This is a genomic window from Sinobaca sp. TMA16-18 (genome assembly GCF_059510535.1).
The window spans coordinates 452,959-469,307 of sequence record NZ_JCAKFM010000002.1; the positions used below are offsets into that span (position 1 = coordinate 452,959).

Sequence of the window (16,349 nt, forward strand, 5' to 3'; positions counted from 1 at the left end):
GAGAAAGGAGGAAAGCGATATGCCCAAGCGCCTGATTCTAATCGGAGCCGGCCATGCCCATTTAACGATGATCCGCGACTGGAGCGCAGCAGACAAAAAAGAGATAGAATGGATTCTGCTGTCCCCGGGTCCGTACCATTACTACTCCGGCATGTTTTCCGGTTTAATGGAAGGACTCTACGAAAAAGAAGACATCCGCGTGGAGCTGGGTTCTTTCTGCCGCAGGCACGGAGGGTCTTTTCTGGAGGGGGCTGCAATAAAAGTGGATTATCATCAAAAGCAGGTGGAGACGGACCGGGGCGACACGCTGTTCTTTGATGCGGCCTCGATTAACATCGGAGCCAAAACCGCGGGTGTTTCTGCCGGCAGGGGATCCCATGTCCTTAAACCGGCGCTTGGGGTGCCGGACACGGTAGAACGAATGCGCTGTGCGGAACAGCCTGCGGTCATTGGAAGCGGGTACGGCGGAGTCGAAATGGCCCTCTCGCTCCAGGCCTGGCGGAAAAAGCACCGCAGGTCGGCCCATCCGGTGCGTTTGTTTTCCTCCGGCGGCATCATGCCGACCGAAACCAGGCGGATTCAGCAGGTGGTTCGGCAGATGCTTCACAAGCAGAAAGTGCAGATTATAGAAGAGGGGCGCGCCGAAGAAACAGAAGGAGCACTGAATACTGACAGCAGCCGGCACTCATTTGATGAAGCGCTCTGGCTGACAGGAAGTGCCGCTCACCCGGTGTTCCAGGCTTCTTTGCTTCCAACTGCAGAAGACGGTTCCCTGCGCGTGACTGCCGGGATGGAAGTGCCGGGACTGCCGGGATTGTTTGGAGCGGGGGACAGCGTCACGATCGACGCCTACCCGGACCTTCCTAAAAACGGCGTATACGCAATCCGGCAGGCGCCCGTGCTGAAAGAAAACATTACGGCTTTTTTCCAAGGGGGTCCAGGGCAGACATTTACGCCGCAGAGAAAATACATGGCTATTCTGTCCCTCGGTGGAAAGAAAGGCCTGCTCATAAGAGGAAAACGTCACATGAAAGGCTCTGCCGCCTGGCAGGTAAAAAATAAAATCGATAAAAAATTTATGGCATCTCTTCGCGTGGAGGAGATGTAATTTTTTGAGGTCACAGCTGAATGGCTGGTTGAAGTTTGGTATAAAACCGGGCATCTGCCAGCCTATTTTAATTTAAGAAAGGAGCGGTCATGAAAATTTTAGTTACCGGTTTTACGGGGAAGGTTGGCGGCGAAGTTGCTCAACAGCTTAAGGATAAAGATATTTCTATGATTTGCGGCGTTCGGCACCCTGAAAAAGCTAAAGAAACGTTTGGGGAGACATACGAGTTCGTACGTCTTGATTTTGCAGATCCACATACATTTGATAAAGCTCTTGAACAGGCAGATCGTATATTTTTAATGTACCCGCCTGGAAGTAACCTGGCATTTGATACTTTTATAGAAAAGGCAAAAAACAGCGGAATAAAGCACATTGCCTACTTATCACTTAAAGATGTGCAGTACCTGCCCTTTATACATCATTATAAAATGGAAAAGTTAATCAAAAAATCCGGCATTCCTTATACATTTGTACGGGCAGGTTATTTTATGCAGAACCTAAATGATTTTCTGCGTAAAGAAATCAAAGAAAGACAGCGTATTTTTGTCCCGGCAGGTAAAGGGAAAACGAGCTTTGTTGATACAAGAGACTTAGCTGAAATCTCAGCCGAAGCATTGATTTATCCTGAAAAACATAAAAACAAAAGCTACGAAATTACAGGCAGGGAGGCTCTCAGTTTTTATGAAACGGCAGAAATAATGACGGACATTCTAGGCATTACGATAGAATACACAAATCCTTCAGTGAAAGAATTTAAAGTATTTATGAAAAAAAGAGGGGAAAAAGAAGAGTTTATTAACGTTGTAGTAGGCATTCATATCCCGACAAAGCTGGGATTAGCAAAGGGAATTAAGGACGATTATGAGAAAATAACAGGTAAAAAGCCTGCAGATATGCGGACATATATTGAAGATTACAAAGATAACTGGATAGAGTAGATCAACGAGTTGAAAAGAGTTTTGCTCTATAGTCTTTTTGCTTTAATTCTCATGGTGCGTTCCATTTAAATCGAGCAGATGCTGGATGGCGTTGATGACTTCATCCGGATTATCCGTGTGAATGGTAGCATGTCCGGCATGTTCGACGGTGCGATGCTCTCCGCGGGGAACAGAAGCGGCTAAGGCCGAGTAAATGGTGTGTTTTGCCTCGTTAAAGGGAGCAATCATTCCGCGCAGAAAACCCGGGCTGGTGATGAGCTTCGTAAACGGATCGATTCCAGACACTGTACACACGATCACCGGGATATCAGGAAGCCTGCCTCCTTCGCGGATTTCAGTATAAAGTCCGCTTTTTATGTTTTTTCTTTCTGCCATCGTTTTTGGCAGTGTCTTCATATGATAATCGATCAGCGGTTTACGTAATGCCTCCGGCCATCCGGCAAGCATCTGCTCGTATATAAGGCGGAAGGATCGCTTGTATGTCAGGAGTGTTTGGAAAAGCACCAGGCCCTGCTGGGGAAGGTATCGTTTTTTGAAGCTTGGTGTACGGGTGAGAAAGTCTTCGTGCGGTGGTTCTATTAACAGCATTCCCGCTGTTTCTTCCGGGAAGCGCTGTGCGAACCGCTGGGCATAGATGCCGCCGAGTGAATGGCCGACGAACAGATAAGGGGCGGGTATCCGGGCGGAAATCAGTAGGTTCCGCAGTTCATCTGTGACTTCCCCGGCGCTGCGGGGGAGCTTAACCGGATCGCTCCAGCCCGTTCCCGCGCGGTCATAAATTACGGAAGTGGTCTGCTTCGCTATTTCCTGGTGAATGTTCAGATAGTCAAGACCTATCATGCCGGCAGCCGGTAAAAATACTACTGCCGGACTTCCTATTCCGGTATAATCGAGTGCCAACTGTCGTTCTTCCACGTTGTAAAAATGTCCAATGGGGGGATCGTTGACTAAGGATTTATCAAACCGGCGTTTCTTTGTATCATCCTTCATCGCTGCCATCTGACCTCCTTTTCACAAGGGTCTTATCTAGTAGGACCTGCCTCTATTTAAATGTACATTCATTATAATTTCATTTATTTTACAGATCAATTGTTTTTCAACTAAAACGCGCAGGTTTATGTTAATTTATTCCATGTTCAGGGAACAGGATACTATGCAGGAAGATTGTTCTTTATGCCCGGTGCGAACGGTAATCAGAACTTACGAGGGTGTCCTTGAATATAACCTTATATAAGGAGTTGAAAAGGGATGATTAATAAGGTCGGTCAAATCATGCTGTATGTGAATGATCAGGATGAAGCGGTAACGTTTTGGAAAGAAAAAGCGGGGTTTCATGTAATAGCGGAAGAAAATAAAAGCGGAATGAGATGGATTGAAATAGCCCCGGCTCCGGACGCCGAAACGAGTATCGTGCTGCACAATAAAGAGTTTGTGGCGGCTATGTCTCCCGGGGTAAACCTGGAGACACCTTCATTACTATTTTTTACAGACGCTTTTGATGAATTATATGCAGATCTCTCCAATAAGGATGTAAAAGTAGGGGAGGTTGTAAACATGCCCTCCGGCAGAGTATTTAACTTTGCTGATCATGAAGAAAACTACTTTGCCATTATGGAAAAGAAATAAGCCCTTATGAATAGAGGTTTCAGCTGGCAGACCTTGTCAGCTTTTTTATATTTTTCACTTTTGCAGAAGCTGTCAAAGAATTTTTGTCGCAGCAAAGTCGATTTGTACTGCCCCCAAGCAAGGGCTTTTTTTCTTTAAAGATATGTCAAAACGGTGTCATAAAGAGTGATCATACGATAAAATAATGTAAAACAAAGAAATAATAAGGAAATAGGAGAAAAATGAAGATAAAGATGTTTTATTACCGTTTTCATGAAGAATGTTTCCGTTTTCTTGAACCCGGGAGGGTTTTGTCAAAACCCTAAAATAAGGAGCATAATAAGGTTAAATCTTAAACGAAAGAAGGCGCATGAATTGAAAAACTTCTTTATGCACATGCTTGAAAACATGTACCAGGACTCTAAAACACAGGCAGACCGGATGCTCAGCGAGTACAATGAAGGCAGAGGCCTAAACGATCATTACTTCTTTAACTAAAAAATAGATAAAAGCTGTCACGGAGTCATTCCGTGGCAGCTTTTTTTGCTTTTCCTTTAGTTGACCAGTGGTTTTTTGCCGTGCTATACTTTACTAAATAATGAAAATCATTCTCAACTGCCGACGGCTGAACAGCGGAAGCAGACTCAGGAGGGCAAGCTGTGAGTTTTCTACATCTGAAAGACATTACAAAGTTTTATCATAGAAATGCGGAAACGCCTGCTGTACATAACGTTTCCCTTAATATTGAAAAAGGTGAAATAATTTCTCTTCTGGGGCCGAGCGGATGTGGAAAAACAACAACGCTTCGAATGATTGCCGGATTTGAACAGCCTTCTGAAGGTACCATTGAATTAGACGATAGAATGATTTCGGCTAAAGGAAAGACCATCGCTCCGGAAAAAAGAAATATCGGCATGGTGTTTCAGGACTATGCGCTGTTTCCTCACCTGACGATAAAAAAGAACGTCATGTTCGGATTGAATCAATGGAAAACACGCGAAAAAAGAAAACGTGCCGATGAGGTACTGGAGCTGGTCGGACTGGCTTCATATGGAAACCGGTACCCAAATGAGCTCTCCGGCGGGCAGCAGCAGCGGGTGGCATTAGCCCGGGCGCTTGCACCAAAGCCTAATTTGATTTTAATGGATGAACCATTTAGTAATCTCGATGCCGGCCTGCGCGAAAAAATGAGATATGATGTGACACGTATTCTGCGGGAAACCGGGACAACGGCAATCATTGTGACTCATGATCAGAAAGATGCCTTCGCCGTATCGGATCGAATTGTCGTTATGAACCAGGGGGAAGTCCAGCAGATTGCCTCTCCTAAAGAAATGTACCGCTGTCCGCGGAACTGCTTTGTGGCTCAATTTGTCGGCAAGACGAATTTAATGGCTGGAACGATGTGCCAGGATTTGAAGCATGTCGATACCCATATCGGAAAAGTATGCCTCCCTTCTCATTCGGAGGAAATGATAGAAAACGTAAAAATATCAATTCGTCCGGAAGGCTGCAGGCTTTCGGAAGAAGGCCGGTATAACGGGGTAGTAGAAACCGTAACCTACGGCGGTGAGTTTCAGGAACTTACTGTGCGTCTCAAAGGATCCACCGAGGAAGCAATGAGCATTTATGCGCCGGTGGAAACGGACATTGAGCCCGGCTCTATCGTTTCATTTGATATTACTCCGGAATTAGTAGCCCTGGTTGAATAATAGAAAAAAAGTACAAGCCTTCGTGCCCTGGTACGAGGCTTTTTTTGCAGGATTATCCAGAAATATGTTCACTTTTCGACATTTTTCAACAAACGATTGCCTTCTTTATTGTTATCGATTACACTAGTGATTGGGAATGATAATCACTTTCAATTAAATAGGGGGTATAAAAATGAACTTGTTTAAAAAATCATTAGTTTTAACTTCTGCAGCGTCACTGGCACTTGTTATGGCAGCATGCGGGCAGGAGGAGGAAACAGAAGAAGAATCAGGCAGCGGGGAAGGGTCTGTGGAAGAAGCAGATGGAGAATTGACTGTTTACACATCGAGGAACGAAGAGTTTGTCGGGCCTCTGCTTGATAAATTCACAGAAGATACAGGGGTTGAAGTGAATATGCTCGCTCTTGATGATAATGCAGTGAACCGTATTAAAGGAGAAGAGAACAACGTTCAGTCGGATATTTTTATTTCTAATGACGTCGGCGCGTTGGAACACCTTAGGCTGGAAGGCTTTCTTCAGGAAGCAGAACCGGAAAACATAGAAAGCATTGATGAAATATATCGGGCAGAAGACGGCTCGTGGTTTGCACTTTCCGCAAGAACCCGTGTGCTTATGTACAATAAAGATATGATTACAGAAGAAGAAATGCCTAAGCGGATCGAAGATCTGACGGACGAGGAATACGAAGGAGAGTTTGCGATTACCCGTGGAGGCAACGGGGGCATGATCGGCCATGTTTCCGCTCTCCGCCAGGAGTGGGGAGACGAAGCGACATCAGAATGGATTAATGGCGTGCAGGATAATGCAGCGGCCGTTCTTGATGGACACGGAGATATCCGCCGCGGCGTAGGCGCAGGAGAATTTTCTTTTGGTCTCGTTAACAACTACTACTACCATCAACAGCTGCAGGAACCGACCGATAACAATGTCGGAGTAATTTATCCAGACCAGGAGGAAGATGAAATGGGTGCGGTAGTTAACGCAGCCGGTGTCGGTCTGATTGAAGGGGCCCCTAATGAAGAGAATGCCCGCATATTTTTAGACTGGGTGCTGGAAGAAGAGAACCAGCAGGCGTTCTCCTATGATTCTTTAGAGGTTCCTATTAACCCGGATATTGAGCCAATTGAAGATGCAGCGAGTATTGATGACTACAAGACACATGATCTACCATTGCGCGATCTTGGTGAAGTGTGGGAAGATACTCGTGAGCTGATAGAAGATTCCGGACTCGATCTGGAAATTCGTTAAATGCGTCAAGCTGTATAGGAGCTGTCTTTATGAACAACAAAAAAGAAATGAAAAAGGAACATTCTGCCAAGGCTGAGAAGAATCATTTCTCAGCCTTTAAGTATAGAAAACAGCAGGGGGATCGCATGGGCTGGTGGATGACTGTATGGAACGGCAATCCGCCGGGCTTTTTCCTGTTTGGCATCTGTGCGCTGATTGCGCTGCTGATGGCAGTGCCGGTTGTATATGTAGTGCTGCAGTCCGCCGGGGCAGGTGCGGACAGCTGGGCCAGGCTGCTTGATACCAGGATACCTGAATTATTATGGAATACATTGTCCTTAACAGCGATGGTAACAGTGTTTGCTGTGCTGCTCGGCGTTTCCCTGGCCTGGATTGTAAACCGCACGGATCTGCCGGGGAAAAGGCACTGGCAGTGGATGCTTGCCCTGCCGCTTGTTATTCCTCCTTATGTAGGGGCGATGGCTTATATTATTGTATTTGGCCCGACCGGATGGGCGGCCGGCATCTGGCGCGATATGGAATTTCTGGCAGCAGACTATCCTTTGAATATGTATTCTTTTTGGGGCGTATTTTTTGTACTCACTATGTTTACATACCCGTATGTCTTTTTAATTGCGAGCGCATCTTTACGTAAAATGAACCGGAGTTACGAAGAGGTGGCGCGTTCTCAGGGGATGTCCACGGGCCAGGTTTTCTGGAAAGTAAACATGCCTTTCCTGCGGCCGGCCATAGGTGCCGGCGCTATTCTGATTGCCTTGTATGTGCTGTCTGACTTCGGGGCGATAGCGATGCTACGCTACACGACATTTACGGCGGCTATCTATTATCAGATGGGAAGTTTCGATAATATTTCCGCTACTGTACTGAGTGTCGTGCTGATTGCTCTTACGCTGGTGATTTTGTGGACGGAGTCTAAAACAAAAAGAAAACAGAAATACTACCAGACATCCAACAGCTATGCGGAGCCGGAAACGCTGCCGCTCGGGAAGTGGAAGCTGCTTTCCGTGCTGTATGTGTCGATCGTATTTTTTATCTCCGTGCTTCTGCCGGTAACTGTTCTTTTATACTGGTCGTATATAGGGGTGGGAGAAGGAGCTTTGGACAGCGATTTCTGGGAGTTTGCCTGGAACAGCTTCCGGGTGTCCGGGCTGGCAGCCCTGTTCTGCATGATCATGGCTGTCCCGCTCGTCTATTTAACGTCCCGCTACCCAAGTGTGTTCTCAACGACTATAGATAAACTGAGCTATTCGGGCTACGCGCTGCCCGGTGTTATTGTAGCACTTGGGCTGATTTTCTTATTTAATCAGTACATTCCATGGCTGTACAATACGATGTTTCTGGTCGCGGTCGCTTTTGTCGTGCGCTTTCTGCCACAGGCGATGCAGTCCAGTGCGGCGTCACTCAGCCTGATCTCCCCAAGAATTGACGAAGCGGCAAGAAGCCTCGGCCAGCCGCCGTGGAAGGTGATGATAAAGGTTATTCTACCGGCTATGCTGCCCGGCGTGCTCGCAGGCGGGGCACTCGTATTTGTAAGCTCCATCAAGGAGCTTCCGGCCACCCTTCTTCTCCGGCCTCCGGGTTTTGACACGCTGGCTGTAAGAATCTGGGTGGAAACAAGTGAAGCCATTTATCATCAGGCGGCTCCGGCGGCGCTGTTGATTATTCTTATCTCCATCGTTCCTCTGCGTTATTTATTAAAACGATACTAAAAAAAGCAGCCAATTTGGCTGCTTTTTCAGATTGTCGAGGAATCACTCCATCAAGTATATCTATACAGGATCTGAATTCTTTAGAACGTCTGTCAACAATGAAGCAAAAAACAGGGGGAGACTCCTGCAGAACAGCCATCGGCGAAGATAAAGAGGACGATTTTTTTCTCTTTAGCTGAGACATGGCCTGCGGAAAGCGACCCCGTACAGTTTTTTGTATAAAAATACGTGTTTTCTGCCTTTTTCAACAGCCTGAAAAAAAGCAGCCAAATTGGCTGCTTTTTGTTGTTTTTACCAGATCTTTTTCAAATATGAGTTCTCATAAAAGGAAAGAGACGGGTACTTATCTTTTGTCATGTTCATTTGAAATTCATTATCAAACAGGGCGACGATCCGGCCGTCCCGGTCTGTTACGAGCTGTTTTTGTTTCTGCTTGAACAGCTCCATATCTTTTTCCGGGCCGTCGATCCAGCGGGCAATCGAATACGGAAGGCGCTCCATTTTAATATCGGCATGGTACTCATTTTTCAGCCGGTATTCAAGTACTTCGAACTGAAGCACACCGATGACGCCGACAATCTGCAGTTCCGGAAAGCGCTTGTACGTATGGAACAGCTGAATGGCGCCTTCTTCGGAAAGCTGCTGGAGGCCTTTTTCGTATGATTTATGCTTCATGGCGTCTTTCACAGTAATAGCCGTGAAATGCTCCGGGGAAAAGTGCGGCATTTCATCAAAAGAAAACGAGGTTCTCTCAGCCAGCGTATCACCAATCCGGAACGTGCCGGGGTCAAACAGGCCGATAATATCACCGGCATAGGCTTCTTTGACAATATTGCGGTCCTGCGCGAGAAACTGCGTGGGCTGGGCCAGGCGCATGGATTTTTCAAGCCGTACGTGTCGTACGCTCATTCCCTGAGTATACTTGCCCGACGTAATCCGCAGAAAAGCAATTCGATCGCGGTGCTTTGGGTTCATGTTCGCCTGAATCTTAAAAACAAATCCGGAAAATTCCGCATCCATCGGTGATATCGGGCCGATGTCGCTGTCACGCGGCACAGGAGCCGGAGCAAGCTTTAGGAAATGCTCCAAATAGTTCTGTACGCCAAAGTTGGAAATCGCACTGCCAAAAAACACCGGCGTCAATTCTCCAGAAAGAATACGCTTCTCATCATAAGGATCCCCTGCTACATCCAGCAGTTCCATTTCTTCCTTGAACTGCTCCAGCAGAGAGGGGTCGATAAAGTCGATAAGAACCGGGTCACTCGGGCCCGATACATTTTTAACCTGAATGTTGGATGGGTTATCAGGATCAAACAGCTCGATCTTTTTATTAATCCGGTCATAGATCCCCTGAAAATCCCTTCCCATTCCAATCGGCCAGTTCATTGGATAAGAGCGGATGCCGAGAAGGTTCTCCATTTCTTCCATCAATTCAAATGGATCACGTCCCTGGCGGTCAAGCTTGTTAATAAACGTGAAAATAGGGATGCTGCGGAGCCGGCAGACTTTAAACAGCTTTTTCGTCTGGGCTTCCACCCCTTTGGCGGCATCGATCAACATGGTTGCAGAGTCGGCTGCGGTAAGTGTCCGGTAGGTATCTTCACTGAAATCTTCGTGTCCGGGCGTATCAAGAATATTTATATGATAATCACGGTACCTGAATTCCATTACTGAGCTTGTGACGGAAATTCCTCTTTGTTTTTCAATTTCCATCCAGTCACTTGTCGCGTGTTTCGTGTTCTTTTTCCCTTTAACCGATCCTGCCTCGCGGATCGCTCCTCCAAAATAAAGAAGCTTTTCGGTGAGGGTGGTTTTTCCCGCATCCGGGTGGGAAATAATAGCAAATGTTTTACGTGAAGCTATTTCGTCCTTCCAAGTACTCATGAATGCAATCCTTTCTTCTATCAAGATCTAACGAGCTGACTTAACTGTCCTTTCTCATCATATAGGATGAAATCAGCATACACAATAAAAATGAAGATACAATTTTAGGAAGATATCATGTATAATGGCAGGAAGGCGTTCTCATGTACAAAGAATGACCGGTTGTTTCATAACGATTTGAATGAGGAACATCAAAAATAAACTATTAGATCCTTAAATAGATAAAAAAATGTAACGTTTTTCCTGTTTCCTCGTCAAAGCATTGTGGGATACTATTTATAGGAGGTGGATCGTTTGAAAAAAGTTATTGGATCTTTAGCAGTACTTATGATTTTCCCGGTTGCCGTTTTTGCTCAATCTTCACAGACATATTCCGTCCAGCAGGGGGATACGCTGTTTGGTATAGCGGAAGAGCACGGTGTTTCGGTGGAAGAAGTCCTTTCAGAGAATCCAGGCATTGCAAATGAAAATGTCATTTCTGTAAATCAGAGCATTGCTATCCCTGACACAGACGAAGCAGCAGCTGAGGAAGCGACAGGTCAGTCCTCGGAAGCGGCACCAGCAGCAGAGGCTGCAGAAGCAGAGCCTGCATCTGACAGCGAAGTATCGGATTCAGAGGCTGCATTTGAGCAGGAAGTCATAAGACTGACAAATGTGGAAAGAGAACAGGCAGGCCTTCAGCCGCTTCAGAGCTATGGAGATTTAGCTGATGTTGCAAATACGAAGTCTGAGGATCTCCGCGACGCCGGTTACTTTGCTCACGAAAGCCCGAATTATGGAAGCCCGTTTGATATGATGAACACCTTTGGTATTTCCTACAGCGCGGCAGGTGAAAATATTGCTGCCGGCCAGGACAGTCCCGAAGCGGTTGTGAACGCGTGGATGAATTCAGAAGGACACCGTGAGAACATCATGAATGAAAACTTCACGCATATTGGTATTGGTTATGCAGAAGGCGGCGAGTACGGTACGTACTGGACGCAGATGTTTGTCACCAGATAAATAAACAGGCGAGAATCCTCCCGGGAACGGGAGGATTTTTTTGCATGCAGATATTTCGTATGATTTGCAACAAGAACTGCTTCATGAGACTATATGAATGGCAAAAAAACAAAGCGGGGTTGAGACAAATGACAACAATACAGTTAATGAAAGAACGCCAGTCCATTCGTGCATTCGATACAAAAGCCGATATGCCGGAACAGGATCTTCAGGATATCATTGAGGCAGCGGTGCAGGCTCCATCCTCCTGGAACCTGCAGCACTGGAAATTTCTTGCCGTTACATCCGATGAAAAGAAGCAGGAGCTGCTTCCGATTGCGTATAACCAGAAGCAGGTGGCAGAAAGCTCAGCGACTATTGCTGTTCTTGGAGATAAAGAAGCCAATATTCATGCGGACGCGGTTTACGCAGAAGCAGTAGAAGCGGGCAAAATGACAGAAGACATTAAAACACAGCTTGTGGCAAATATTCATGGAGCATACGAAAGAGAAGGCTTTGCGAAAGATGAAGCGTTGATCAACGCCTCCCTTGCTTCGATGCAGCTGATGCTGGCAGCAAAAGAAAAAGGATATGACACTGTTCCGATGGGCGGATTTGATAAAGCGGCTTTTGTAGAAGCATTCAATGTACCTGACCGCTATATACCGGTTATGCTCATTTCTGTCGGCAAAAAAACAGGAGAAGCGCGGAAATCCAAACGCTTCCCGGTAGAAGATGTGCTGATTAAAGACTCTTTTTAAATAATGAAATTCCCGCTTTCTTATTAAAGAAGGCGGGAATTTTTTAGTGTCAGGTCAGTTCATCAACGGCAGGACATACAGCAGGATTGCGAGAAAGTGGAGAAACGATGCAACAAGAACAAACACGTGCCAGATGCCATGGTGATATGGAATGCGGCGGCACACATAAAAAACAGATCCGGCCGTATAAAGAATACCGCCTGCGATTAACAGTGCAAGGCCGCCGGTTGGAAGGTTCTCGGAGAGCGGAACCCAGGCAAAAACAATAATCCAGCCCATACCAATGTAAAAGACAGTAGATAAGAACAAAAAGCGCTTCACAAAAAATATCTTAAAGACAACGCCCAGCGCAGCAATGCCCCAGACGATACCAAACAATGTCCAGCTTAAGGCTCCATCCAATGCGTGAAAAAGAAGAGGTGTATATGTACCTGCGATAAACAAATAAATGGCCGCGTGGTCGAATATTTCAAATAAGTCTTTTGCCTTTCCTTCTTTTACAAAATGAACAAGGGTGGAAGACATATACAAAAACAGCATCGTTGAACCGTAGATGCTGACGCTTACCACATGAGCCGGGGTTCCGGCATGAATAAGCAGAATAACAAGCGCCGCAATGCTGAACAGTACACCGATAGCATGAATAGAAGCATTAACGATTTCTTCTTTACGAGTAAATGTGTGAACATTGGCCATAGCGGGTAAAAACCCTTTCCTGCATGAATTTTCTTAAGTTTATCACACCACCGGCTGCACTGAAAAAAAGAACATCCCCGGCTCTTTTTTAGATCCGGGGATGTTGTACTTATTTAGTTGGCTTCAATAGGGCTGCCTGTTTCTACGTGGCCGAAAATACTTTCATTTACTTCCCCGTCAATAAGGATCTGGGTACTGCTGTAGCCAAACTGGCTCATGATAGAAGCAATCTGGTCCATAATGGCTGCATCTCCGCTTGAGCCGACATTGGATTCAACAAAAGCAGAAGAAAAGGATACAGTTGCCTGGGAGCCGGAGCCCTCTACCGATTGAACCGTTGTCTCAGGATTTACAGGGGAGAACATCTCTTCTGATTCCGGACCGGAAATCCATGCCTGGAGTGCAGCAGCGGGAAGATTTTCTTTAGAGTCAGCTGTAACACTGCGTTCTTCCGTTAATGTTTCCATGAGCTGAACATCAGAGAAGAACAGCGTAACGGTTTCCGTTATTTCGTCGGTTTCTTCCATTGTGTTTTCCTCCTCCGCAGAAGTGCTGGTTTCTTCTTCTGTTCTATTCTCAGAAGCCTGACCGGACTCTTCATTTTCAGAAGCGGGAGCTTCTGTTTCTTCTTCAGTTACATCCGATGATTCATCAGCAGAAGACTCGTTTCCGCCGCTTTCCGCCGATTCGGATTCGGCCGGCTCAGCAGACCCGCCGTTATCAGATTCAGCTCCTTCTGACGCAGCAGATTCTTCTTCGGTTGTTTCCGCTTCCTCCACCGATTCATTCTCTTCAGCAGACTCGGTTTCTTCTGACGCCGTTTCCTCCTGTGTTTCTTCCGTAGAATTGGCTTCATCTGCCGGAGCCTGCTCGGATTCGGAGCCGCTGCTCGTTCCGCAAGCCGAAAGTATCAGCACGAACAGGGTAGATGGAACTAGTAAGTATGTCATTTTCTTCATTATTACCTTCCTTCCTTCAACATAAGTATTTTGTATCAATACATAAGACGGTGTTATAGGAAAAGAGTTACGTTAAATAGAAAAATAAAAAAATTTCAAAAAAAGTGTTGACGATTAAATTTATACTGTTATATAATACATTTAACAAAACAAACTGTATTAAAACAGAGGAGGAAATGAAATGAAAAGAAGAGAGCGTCAAAACATGATCCAGTTTATTTCTAAAATCCGGGGCACAGAGGAAACGCAGTTTTTTCAAATGACGGACGAAGACGTTGAACACATCTACGACCAGACTTATTTCCAGCATGAAACAACGGAATAACGAAAAAGCTTATCTCTTCTTATAAGAGGTAAGCTTTTTTGCTGCGGGAAATGGGAAGAAAAAGGGGGTTCACTTTCAGGGAAATAAAAGTGGTATAATACAGTCATATAAGGCAGGTGTACAGGATGAAAAAATGGTCCAACCGAAAAATTTTATTTGTTATTCTAGCGCTTATTTTTTTGTATGCCGCTATTTATTGGAGTTACGTCTTCATCACTACCATCTGATACAGGAAAATAAATAACAGATAAACTCTAATGGCAGATGCTGATAGAGTTTTTATCATAAATCCGGCCGGGAAGCAGCTGTTACATAAAAATACATAGAATGAAGCAGTACATCTGTAGCCAGATGGGCGTTCCCGTGTCAGAATATAACAATGTAATCAAACTGTAATATAAATTAGGCGCTTTTTATGAAAAATGATGTAACACAATGAAACAACTAACGACTTAAGTATGGGAGTGTAAATCATGCAAGATGAATTTGAGCGGTTGTATGAAAGTTATCACCACTCTCTTTATCAATATCTTTTTTATCTGGTTCGAGACCGCGATGCAGCAGAAGAGCTGGTCCAGGAAGTATACATTAAAGTATTCCATTCCTTTGACTCCTTTGAAGGCAAAAGCAGCGAAAAAACATGGCTGTATTCTATTGCACGCCATGTCGGAATCGACTGGATTCGAAAGCAGAACCGCAAAAAGAGAAAATGGCTAGGCATGCTCGGCCCGCTTTCAAAAGAAGATATAAGAGACCCCGCTCCGCTGCCGGATGAAATTCTTACGGCAAAAGACGAGGTCCGGGAAATATATCAGTACATGGAGAACTGCACGTCCGATCAGCGACAGGTGCTTATGCTCCGGTATGTAGATTCTCTATCTATAAAAGAAACGGCAGATGTTTTGGGATGGTCGGAAAGCAAAGTAAAGACCACTCAGCACCGGGCAATCAAAAAGCTGCAGGATCTCATGGGCGGAAACGAAGAAGAGACTCAAAGGAGGGTAGAACCTTGAAGCAGCGGCAACACGATCAAAAATCAATTGAAGAAAAGCTTCGGCAGATGCCGGAAATCCGTGACACCCGAAGCAGACAGGAAATTTATTACAATGTCATGGCAAAGACAAAAGCAAAGAGCCCCCGGAATAATCGAAAAAAGTGGGTAGTGCCGGGAATTACAACGGTGTTTGCCATTTTGCTTTTAGCCCTTATTATTCCTAATATGATCCCGCAGTCCCAGCCGATGTCTTCAGATACAGAGCAAAGTGAAGAACGCACAGCGTCTGAAACAGAAGAAGCACAGGAGGAAGCTCCTGCGGAAGATGGAGAAAGTGAACCGCCATCTCCGGATGAATCGGCTTCAGACTCAGCTGCCACTGAAGAAAGTGAACAGGATGCTGCCGATGAGGCAGCGGAGGAAGAAGCACCGGAAGAAGAAATGACGGAAGAAGAAACACTGGAGGCGCTGGAAGCTCAGGAAACCGATGAACCGGCCCGTCTGGAAACATCAGAAGCGGCGGAAAGCCGCGATGAAAGTCCGGCAGTAGAAGAAGAGTGGATCGCAAATGACTATCTGCGTGCACTGCCTTCCAGTGAAGTAGAAGAGGGAACCGTTCCAGTAACGATTCCGCTCCAGGACGCGCAGTACGATATTACGGTTCCGGTCACCTTTTTAATTGAAGGGTCCCTGGACTCAGCTCCCGCTTTTTTTGAAGCGTTAAACCGCAATTATGCGGGTGAGGAGATCGGTCTTTCCGGTTCTGTTGTTCAAAATATTAGATGGAGCAGCGCAGAGGACGGATCGAGTGCCTGGCAGGCCGATTTTGGAGAATCTCAGCAGAGCTTAAGCAGTGCTCAGGGAGAAAGCTTTTTAAACAGCCTGGAAGAAAGCCTCCGCTACACGGATGTATCGGAAATTCAGTTTTCCGAAAATGAAGAACCGGGCGTCGAGTTCGGAAATTACGGACTGCTCGAGAATTATTTATTGCAGGGAGAGAACCGTGGATACTTCGCCTACTCCTCCGACCAGGATGTGACTCTTCTGGTCAGTGCTAAAGGGGCAGGTCAGCCGACAGCGAATGAGCAGGGGGAGTTATTCTCCTTTGAAGAAACGCTGCAGCAGATGGAAACCGACCCTGAAAACGAAGCGTTGGAATCACCAATGCCGGAGGGGCTTGATGTAGCCGCAGTCGAAGGGGAGGGCACCAATGCCACTGTGACGTTTACAGAATCCTCGGAGCTGCCGGAGAGCTGGAACAGCAACATTTTTACAGATGCTGTCCTGTTTGCCGCCTCGGACTTCGGGTATGAAACCGTCACATTCGAAAAAGAAAATTCCGAAAGCAATGCCGATTGGCTGCCGGAAGAATCTCTTGAGGTGCCGGCAGCACCAAACTTTGTCACATTTGAATAAAAAAAGTCTTTC

At 46.0% G+C, this 16,349-nt stretch carries 15 protein-coding genes; 11 read left to right on the forward strand and 4 right to left on the reverse strand.

All coding sequences use genetic code 11. The features are described 5' to 3' along the window. The first annotated feature begins 19 nt into the window (after positions 1 to 19). Both AC5W14_RS05950 and AC5W14_RS05955 read left to right on the forward strand, forming a co-directional pair. On the forward strand, positions 20 to 1,108 hold the full coding sequence (locus AC5W14_RS05950) for an NAD(P)/FAD-dependent oxidoreductase (protein ID WP_496193908.1): 1,089 nt from the start codon (positions 20 to 22) through the stop codon (positions 1,106 to 1,108). An 89-nt stretch (positions 1,109 to 1,197) separates the two neighbouring features. Then, positions 1,198 to 2,046 (forward strand): SDR family oxidoreductase, encoded by an 849-nt coding sequence (locus AC5W14_RS05955; RefSeq protein WP_496059693.1) that lies wholly within the window; start codon positions 1,198 to 1,200, stop codon positions 2,044 to 2,046. A gap of 42 nt (positions 2,047 to 2,088) precedes the next feature. On the opposite strand, the gene AC5W14_RS05960 is transcribed toward AC5W14_RS05955, so the two are convergent. Next, on the reverse strand, positions 2,089 to 3,045 hold the full coding sequence (locus tag AC5W14_RS05960) for an alpha/beta fold hydrolase (protein ID WP_496193909.1): 957 nt from the start codon (positions 3,043 to 3,045) through the stop codon (positions 2,089 to 2,091). A 249-nt stretch (positions 3,046 to 3,294) separates the two neighbouring features. Here AC5W14_RS05960 and AC5W14_RS05965 point away from each other — a divergent pair, with 249 nt between their 5' ends. The 4 genes from AC5W14_RS05965 to AC5W14_RS05980 all read left to right on the forward strand — a co-directional run bounded on the left by AC5W14_RS05965 (position 3,295) and on the right by AC5W14_RS05980 (position 8,321). Continuing rightward, the gene (locus AC5W14_RS05965; protein WP_496059691.1) at positions 3,295 to 3,672 is read left to right on the forward strand and encodes a VOC family protein; all 378 of its coding nucleotides are present in this window, start codon (positions 3,295 to 3,297) and stop codon (positions 3,670 to 3,672) included. A 638-nt stretch (positions 3,673 to 4,310) separates the two neighbouring features. Continuing rightward, positions 4,311 to 5,363, forward strand: a complete 1,053-nt coding sequence (locus tag AC5W14_RS05970) for an ABC transporter ATP-binding protein (protein ID WP_496193910.1) — start codon at positions 4,311 to 4,313, stop codon at positions 5,361 to 5,363. A 172-nt stretch (positions 5,364 to 5,535) separates the two neighbouring features. Then, positions 5,536 to 6,612: an extracellular solute-binding protein gene (locus tag AC5W14_RS05975; RefSeq protein ID WP_496193911.1), complete on the forward strand. Its 1,077-nt coding sequence runs from the start codon at positions 5,536 to 5,538 to the stop codon at positions 6,610 to 6,612. Positions 6,613 to 6,641: 29 nt separating this feature from the next. Continuing rightward, complete coding sequence (locus AC5W14_RS05980; RefSeq protein WP_496059688.1) at positions 6,642 to 8,321, forward strand: ABC transporter permease; 1,680 nt, start codon at positions 6,642 to 6,644, stop codon at positions 8,319 to 8,321. Between the two features lie 291 nt (positions 8,322 to 8,612). Here the strand turns inward: AC5W14_RS05980 and AC5W14_RS05985 are convergent, their stop codons facing one another. Continuing rightward, a complete protein-coding gene (locus AC5W14_RS05985) occupies positions 8,613 to 10,205 on the reverse strand; it encodes a peptide chain release factor 3 (RefSeq protein ID WP_496059687.1) in 1,593 nt (530 codons plus the stop codon). Between the two features lie 285 nt (positions 10,206 to 10,490). Between AC5W14_RS05985 and AC5W14_RS05990 the strand changes: the two genes are divergently transcribed. Continuing rightward, the gene (locus AC5W14_RS05990; protein ID WP_496059686.1) at positions 10,491 to 11,207 is read left to right on the forward strand and encodes a CAP domain-containing protein; all 717 of its coding nucleotides are present in this window, start codon (positions 10,491 to 10,493) and stop codon (positions 11,205 to 11,207) included. 128 nt (positions 11,208 to 11,335) lie between these two features. Continuing rightward, positions 11,336 to 11,947 (forward strand): nitroreductase family protein, encoded by a 612-nt coding sequence (locus AC5W14_RS05995; protein WP_496059685.1) that lies wholly within the window; start codon positions 11,336 to 11,338, stop codon positions 11,945 to 11,947. 54 nt (positions 11,948 to 12,001) lie between these two features. Here the strand turns inward: AC5W14_RS05995 and trhA are convergent, their stop codons facing one another. Next, positions 12,002 to 12,643 (reverse strand): PAQR family membrane homeostasis protein TrhA, encoded by a 642-nt coding sequence (gene trhA, locus AC5W14_RS06000; protein WP_496193912.1) that lies wholly within the window; start codon positions 12,641 to 12,643, stop codon positions 12,002 to 12,004. A 113-nt stretch (positions 12,644 to 12,756) separates the two neighbouring features. Further along, the gene (locus tag AC5W14_RS06005) at positions 12,757 to 13,602 is read right to left on the reverse strand and encodes a GerMN domain-containing protein (protein ID WP_496193913.1); all 846 of its coding nucleotides are present in this window, start codon (positions 13,600 to 13,602) and stop codon (positions 12,757 to 12,759) included. 181 nt (positions 13,603 to 13,783) lie between these two features. Between AC5W14_RS06005 and AC5W14_RS06010 the strand changes: the two genes are divergently transcribed. The 3 genes from AC5W14_RS06010 to AC5W14_RS06020 all read left to right on the forward strand — a co-directional run bounded on the left by AC5W14_RS06010 (position 13,784) and on the right by AC5W14_RS06020 (position 16,337). Beyond that, complete coding sequence (locus tag AC5W14_RS06010; RefSeq protein ID WP_252311167.1) at positions 13,784 to 13,927, forward strand: BH0509 family protein; 144 nt, start codon at positions 13,784 to 13,786, stop codon at positions 13,925 to 13,927. A gap of 473 nt (positions 13,928 to 14,400) precedes the next feature. Continuing rightward, positions 14,401 to 14,940: an RNA polymerase sigma factor SigX gene (locus tag AC5W14_RS06015; RefSeq protein ID WP_496059682.1), complete on the forward strand. Its 540-nt coding sequence runs from the start codon at positions 14,401 to 14,403 to the stop codon at positions 14,938 to 14,940. Beyond that, positions 14,937 to 16,337, forward strand: a complete 1,401-nt coding sequence (locus AC5W14_RS06020) for an RsiX family anti-sigma factor (RefSeq protein ID WP_496193914.1) — start codon at positions 14,937 to 14,939, stop codon at positions 16,335 to 16,337. Before AC5W14_RS06015 ends, AC5W14_RS06020 begins: the two co-directional genes overlap by 4 nt. Positions 16,338 to 16,349 lie beyond the last annotated feature (12 nt).

Excerpts from the sequence above, each read along its gene's own strand:
- AC5W14_RS05950 (WP_496193908.1), top strand. The coding sequence starts at position 20 with ATGCCCAAGCGCCTGATTCTAATCGGAGCCGGCCATGCCCATTTAACG.
- AC5W14_RS05955 (WP_496059693.1), top strand. The coding sequence starts at position 1,198 with ATGAAAATTTTAGTTACCGGTTTTACGGGGAAGGTTGGCGGCGAAGTT.
- AC5W14_RS05960 (WP_496193909.1), bottom strand. The coding sequence starts at position 3,045 with ATGGCAGCGATGAAGGATGATACAAAGAAACGCCGGTTTGATAAATCC.
- AC5W14_RS05965 (WP_496059691.1), top strand. The coding sequence starts at position 3,295 with ATGATTAATAAGGTCGGTCAAATCATGCTGTATGTGAATGATCAGGAT.
- AC5W14_RS05975 (WP_496193911.1), top strand. The coding sequence starts at position 5,536 with ATGAACTTGTTTAAAAAATCATTAGTTTTAACTTCTGCAGCGTCACTG.
- AC5W14_RS05980 (WP_496059688.1), top strand. The coding sequence starts at position 6,642 with ATGAACAACAAAAAAGAAATGAAAAAGGAACATTCTGCCAAGGCTGAG.
- AC5W14_RS05985 (WP_496059687.1), bottom strand. The coding sequence starts at position 10,205 with ATGAGTACTTGGAAGGACGAAATAGCTTCACGTAAAACATTTGCTATT.
- AC5W14_RS05995 (WP_496059685.1), top strand. The coding sequence starts at position 11,336 with ATGACAACAATACAGTTAATGAAAGAACGCCAGTCCATTCGTGCATTC.
- trhA (WP_496193912.1), bottom strand. The coding sequence starts at position 12,643 with ATGGCCAATGTTCACACATTTACTCGTAAAGAAGAAATCGTTAATGCT.
- AC5W14_RS06005 (WP_496193913.1), bottom strand. The coding sequence starts at position 13,602 with ATGAAGAAAATGACATACTTACTAGTTCCATCTACCCTGTTCGTGCTG.
- AC5W14_RS06010 (WP_252311167.1), top strand. The coding sequence starts at position 13,784 with ATGAAAAGAAGAGAGCGTCAAAACATGATCCAGTTTATTTCTAAAATC.
- AC5W14_RS06015 (WP_496059682.1), top strand. The coding sequence starts at position 14,401 with ATGCAAGATGAATTTGAGCGGTTGTATGAAAGTTATCACCACTCTCTT.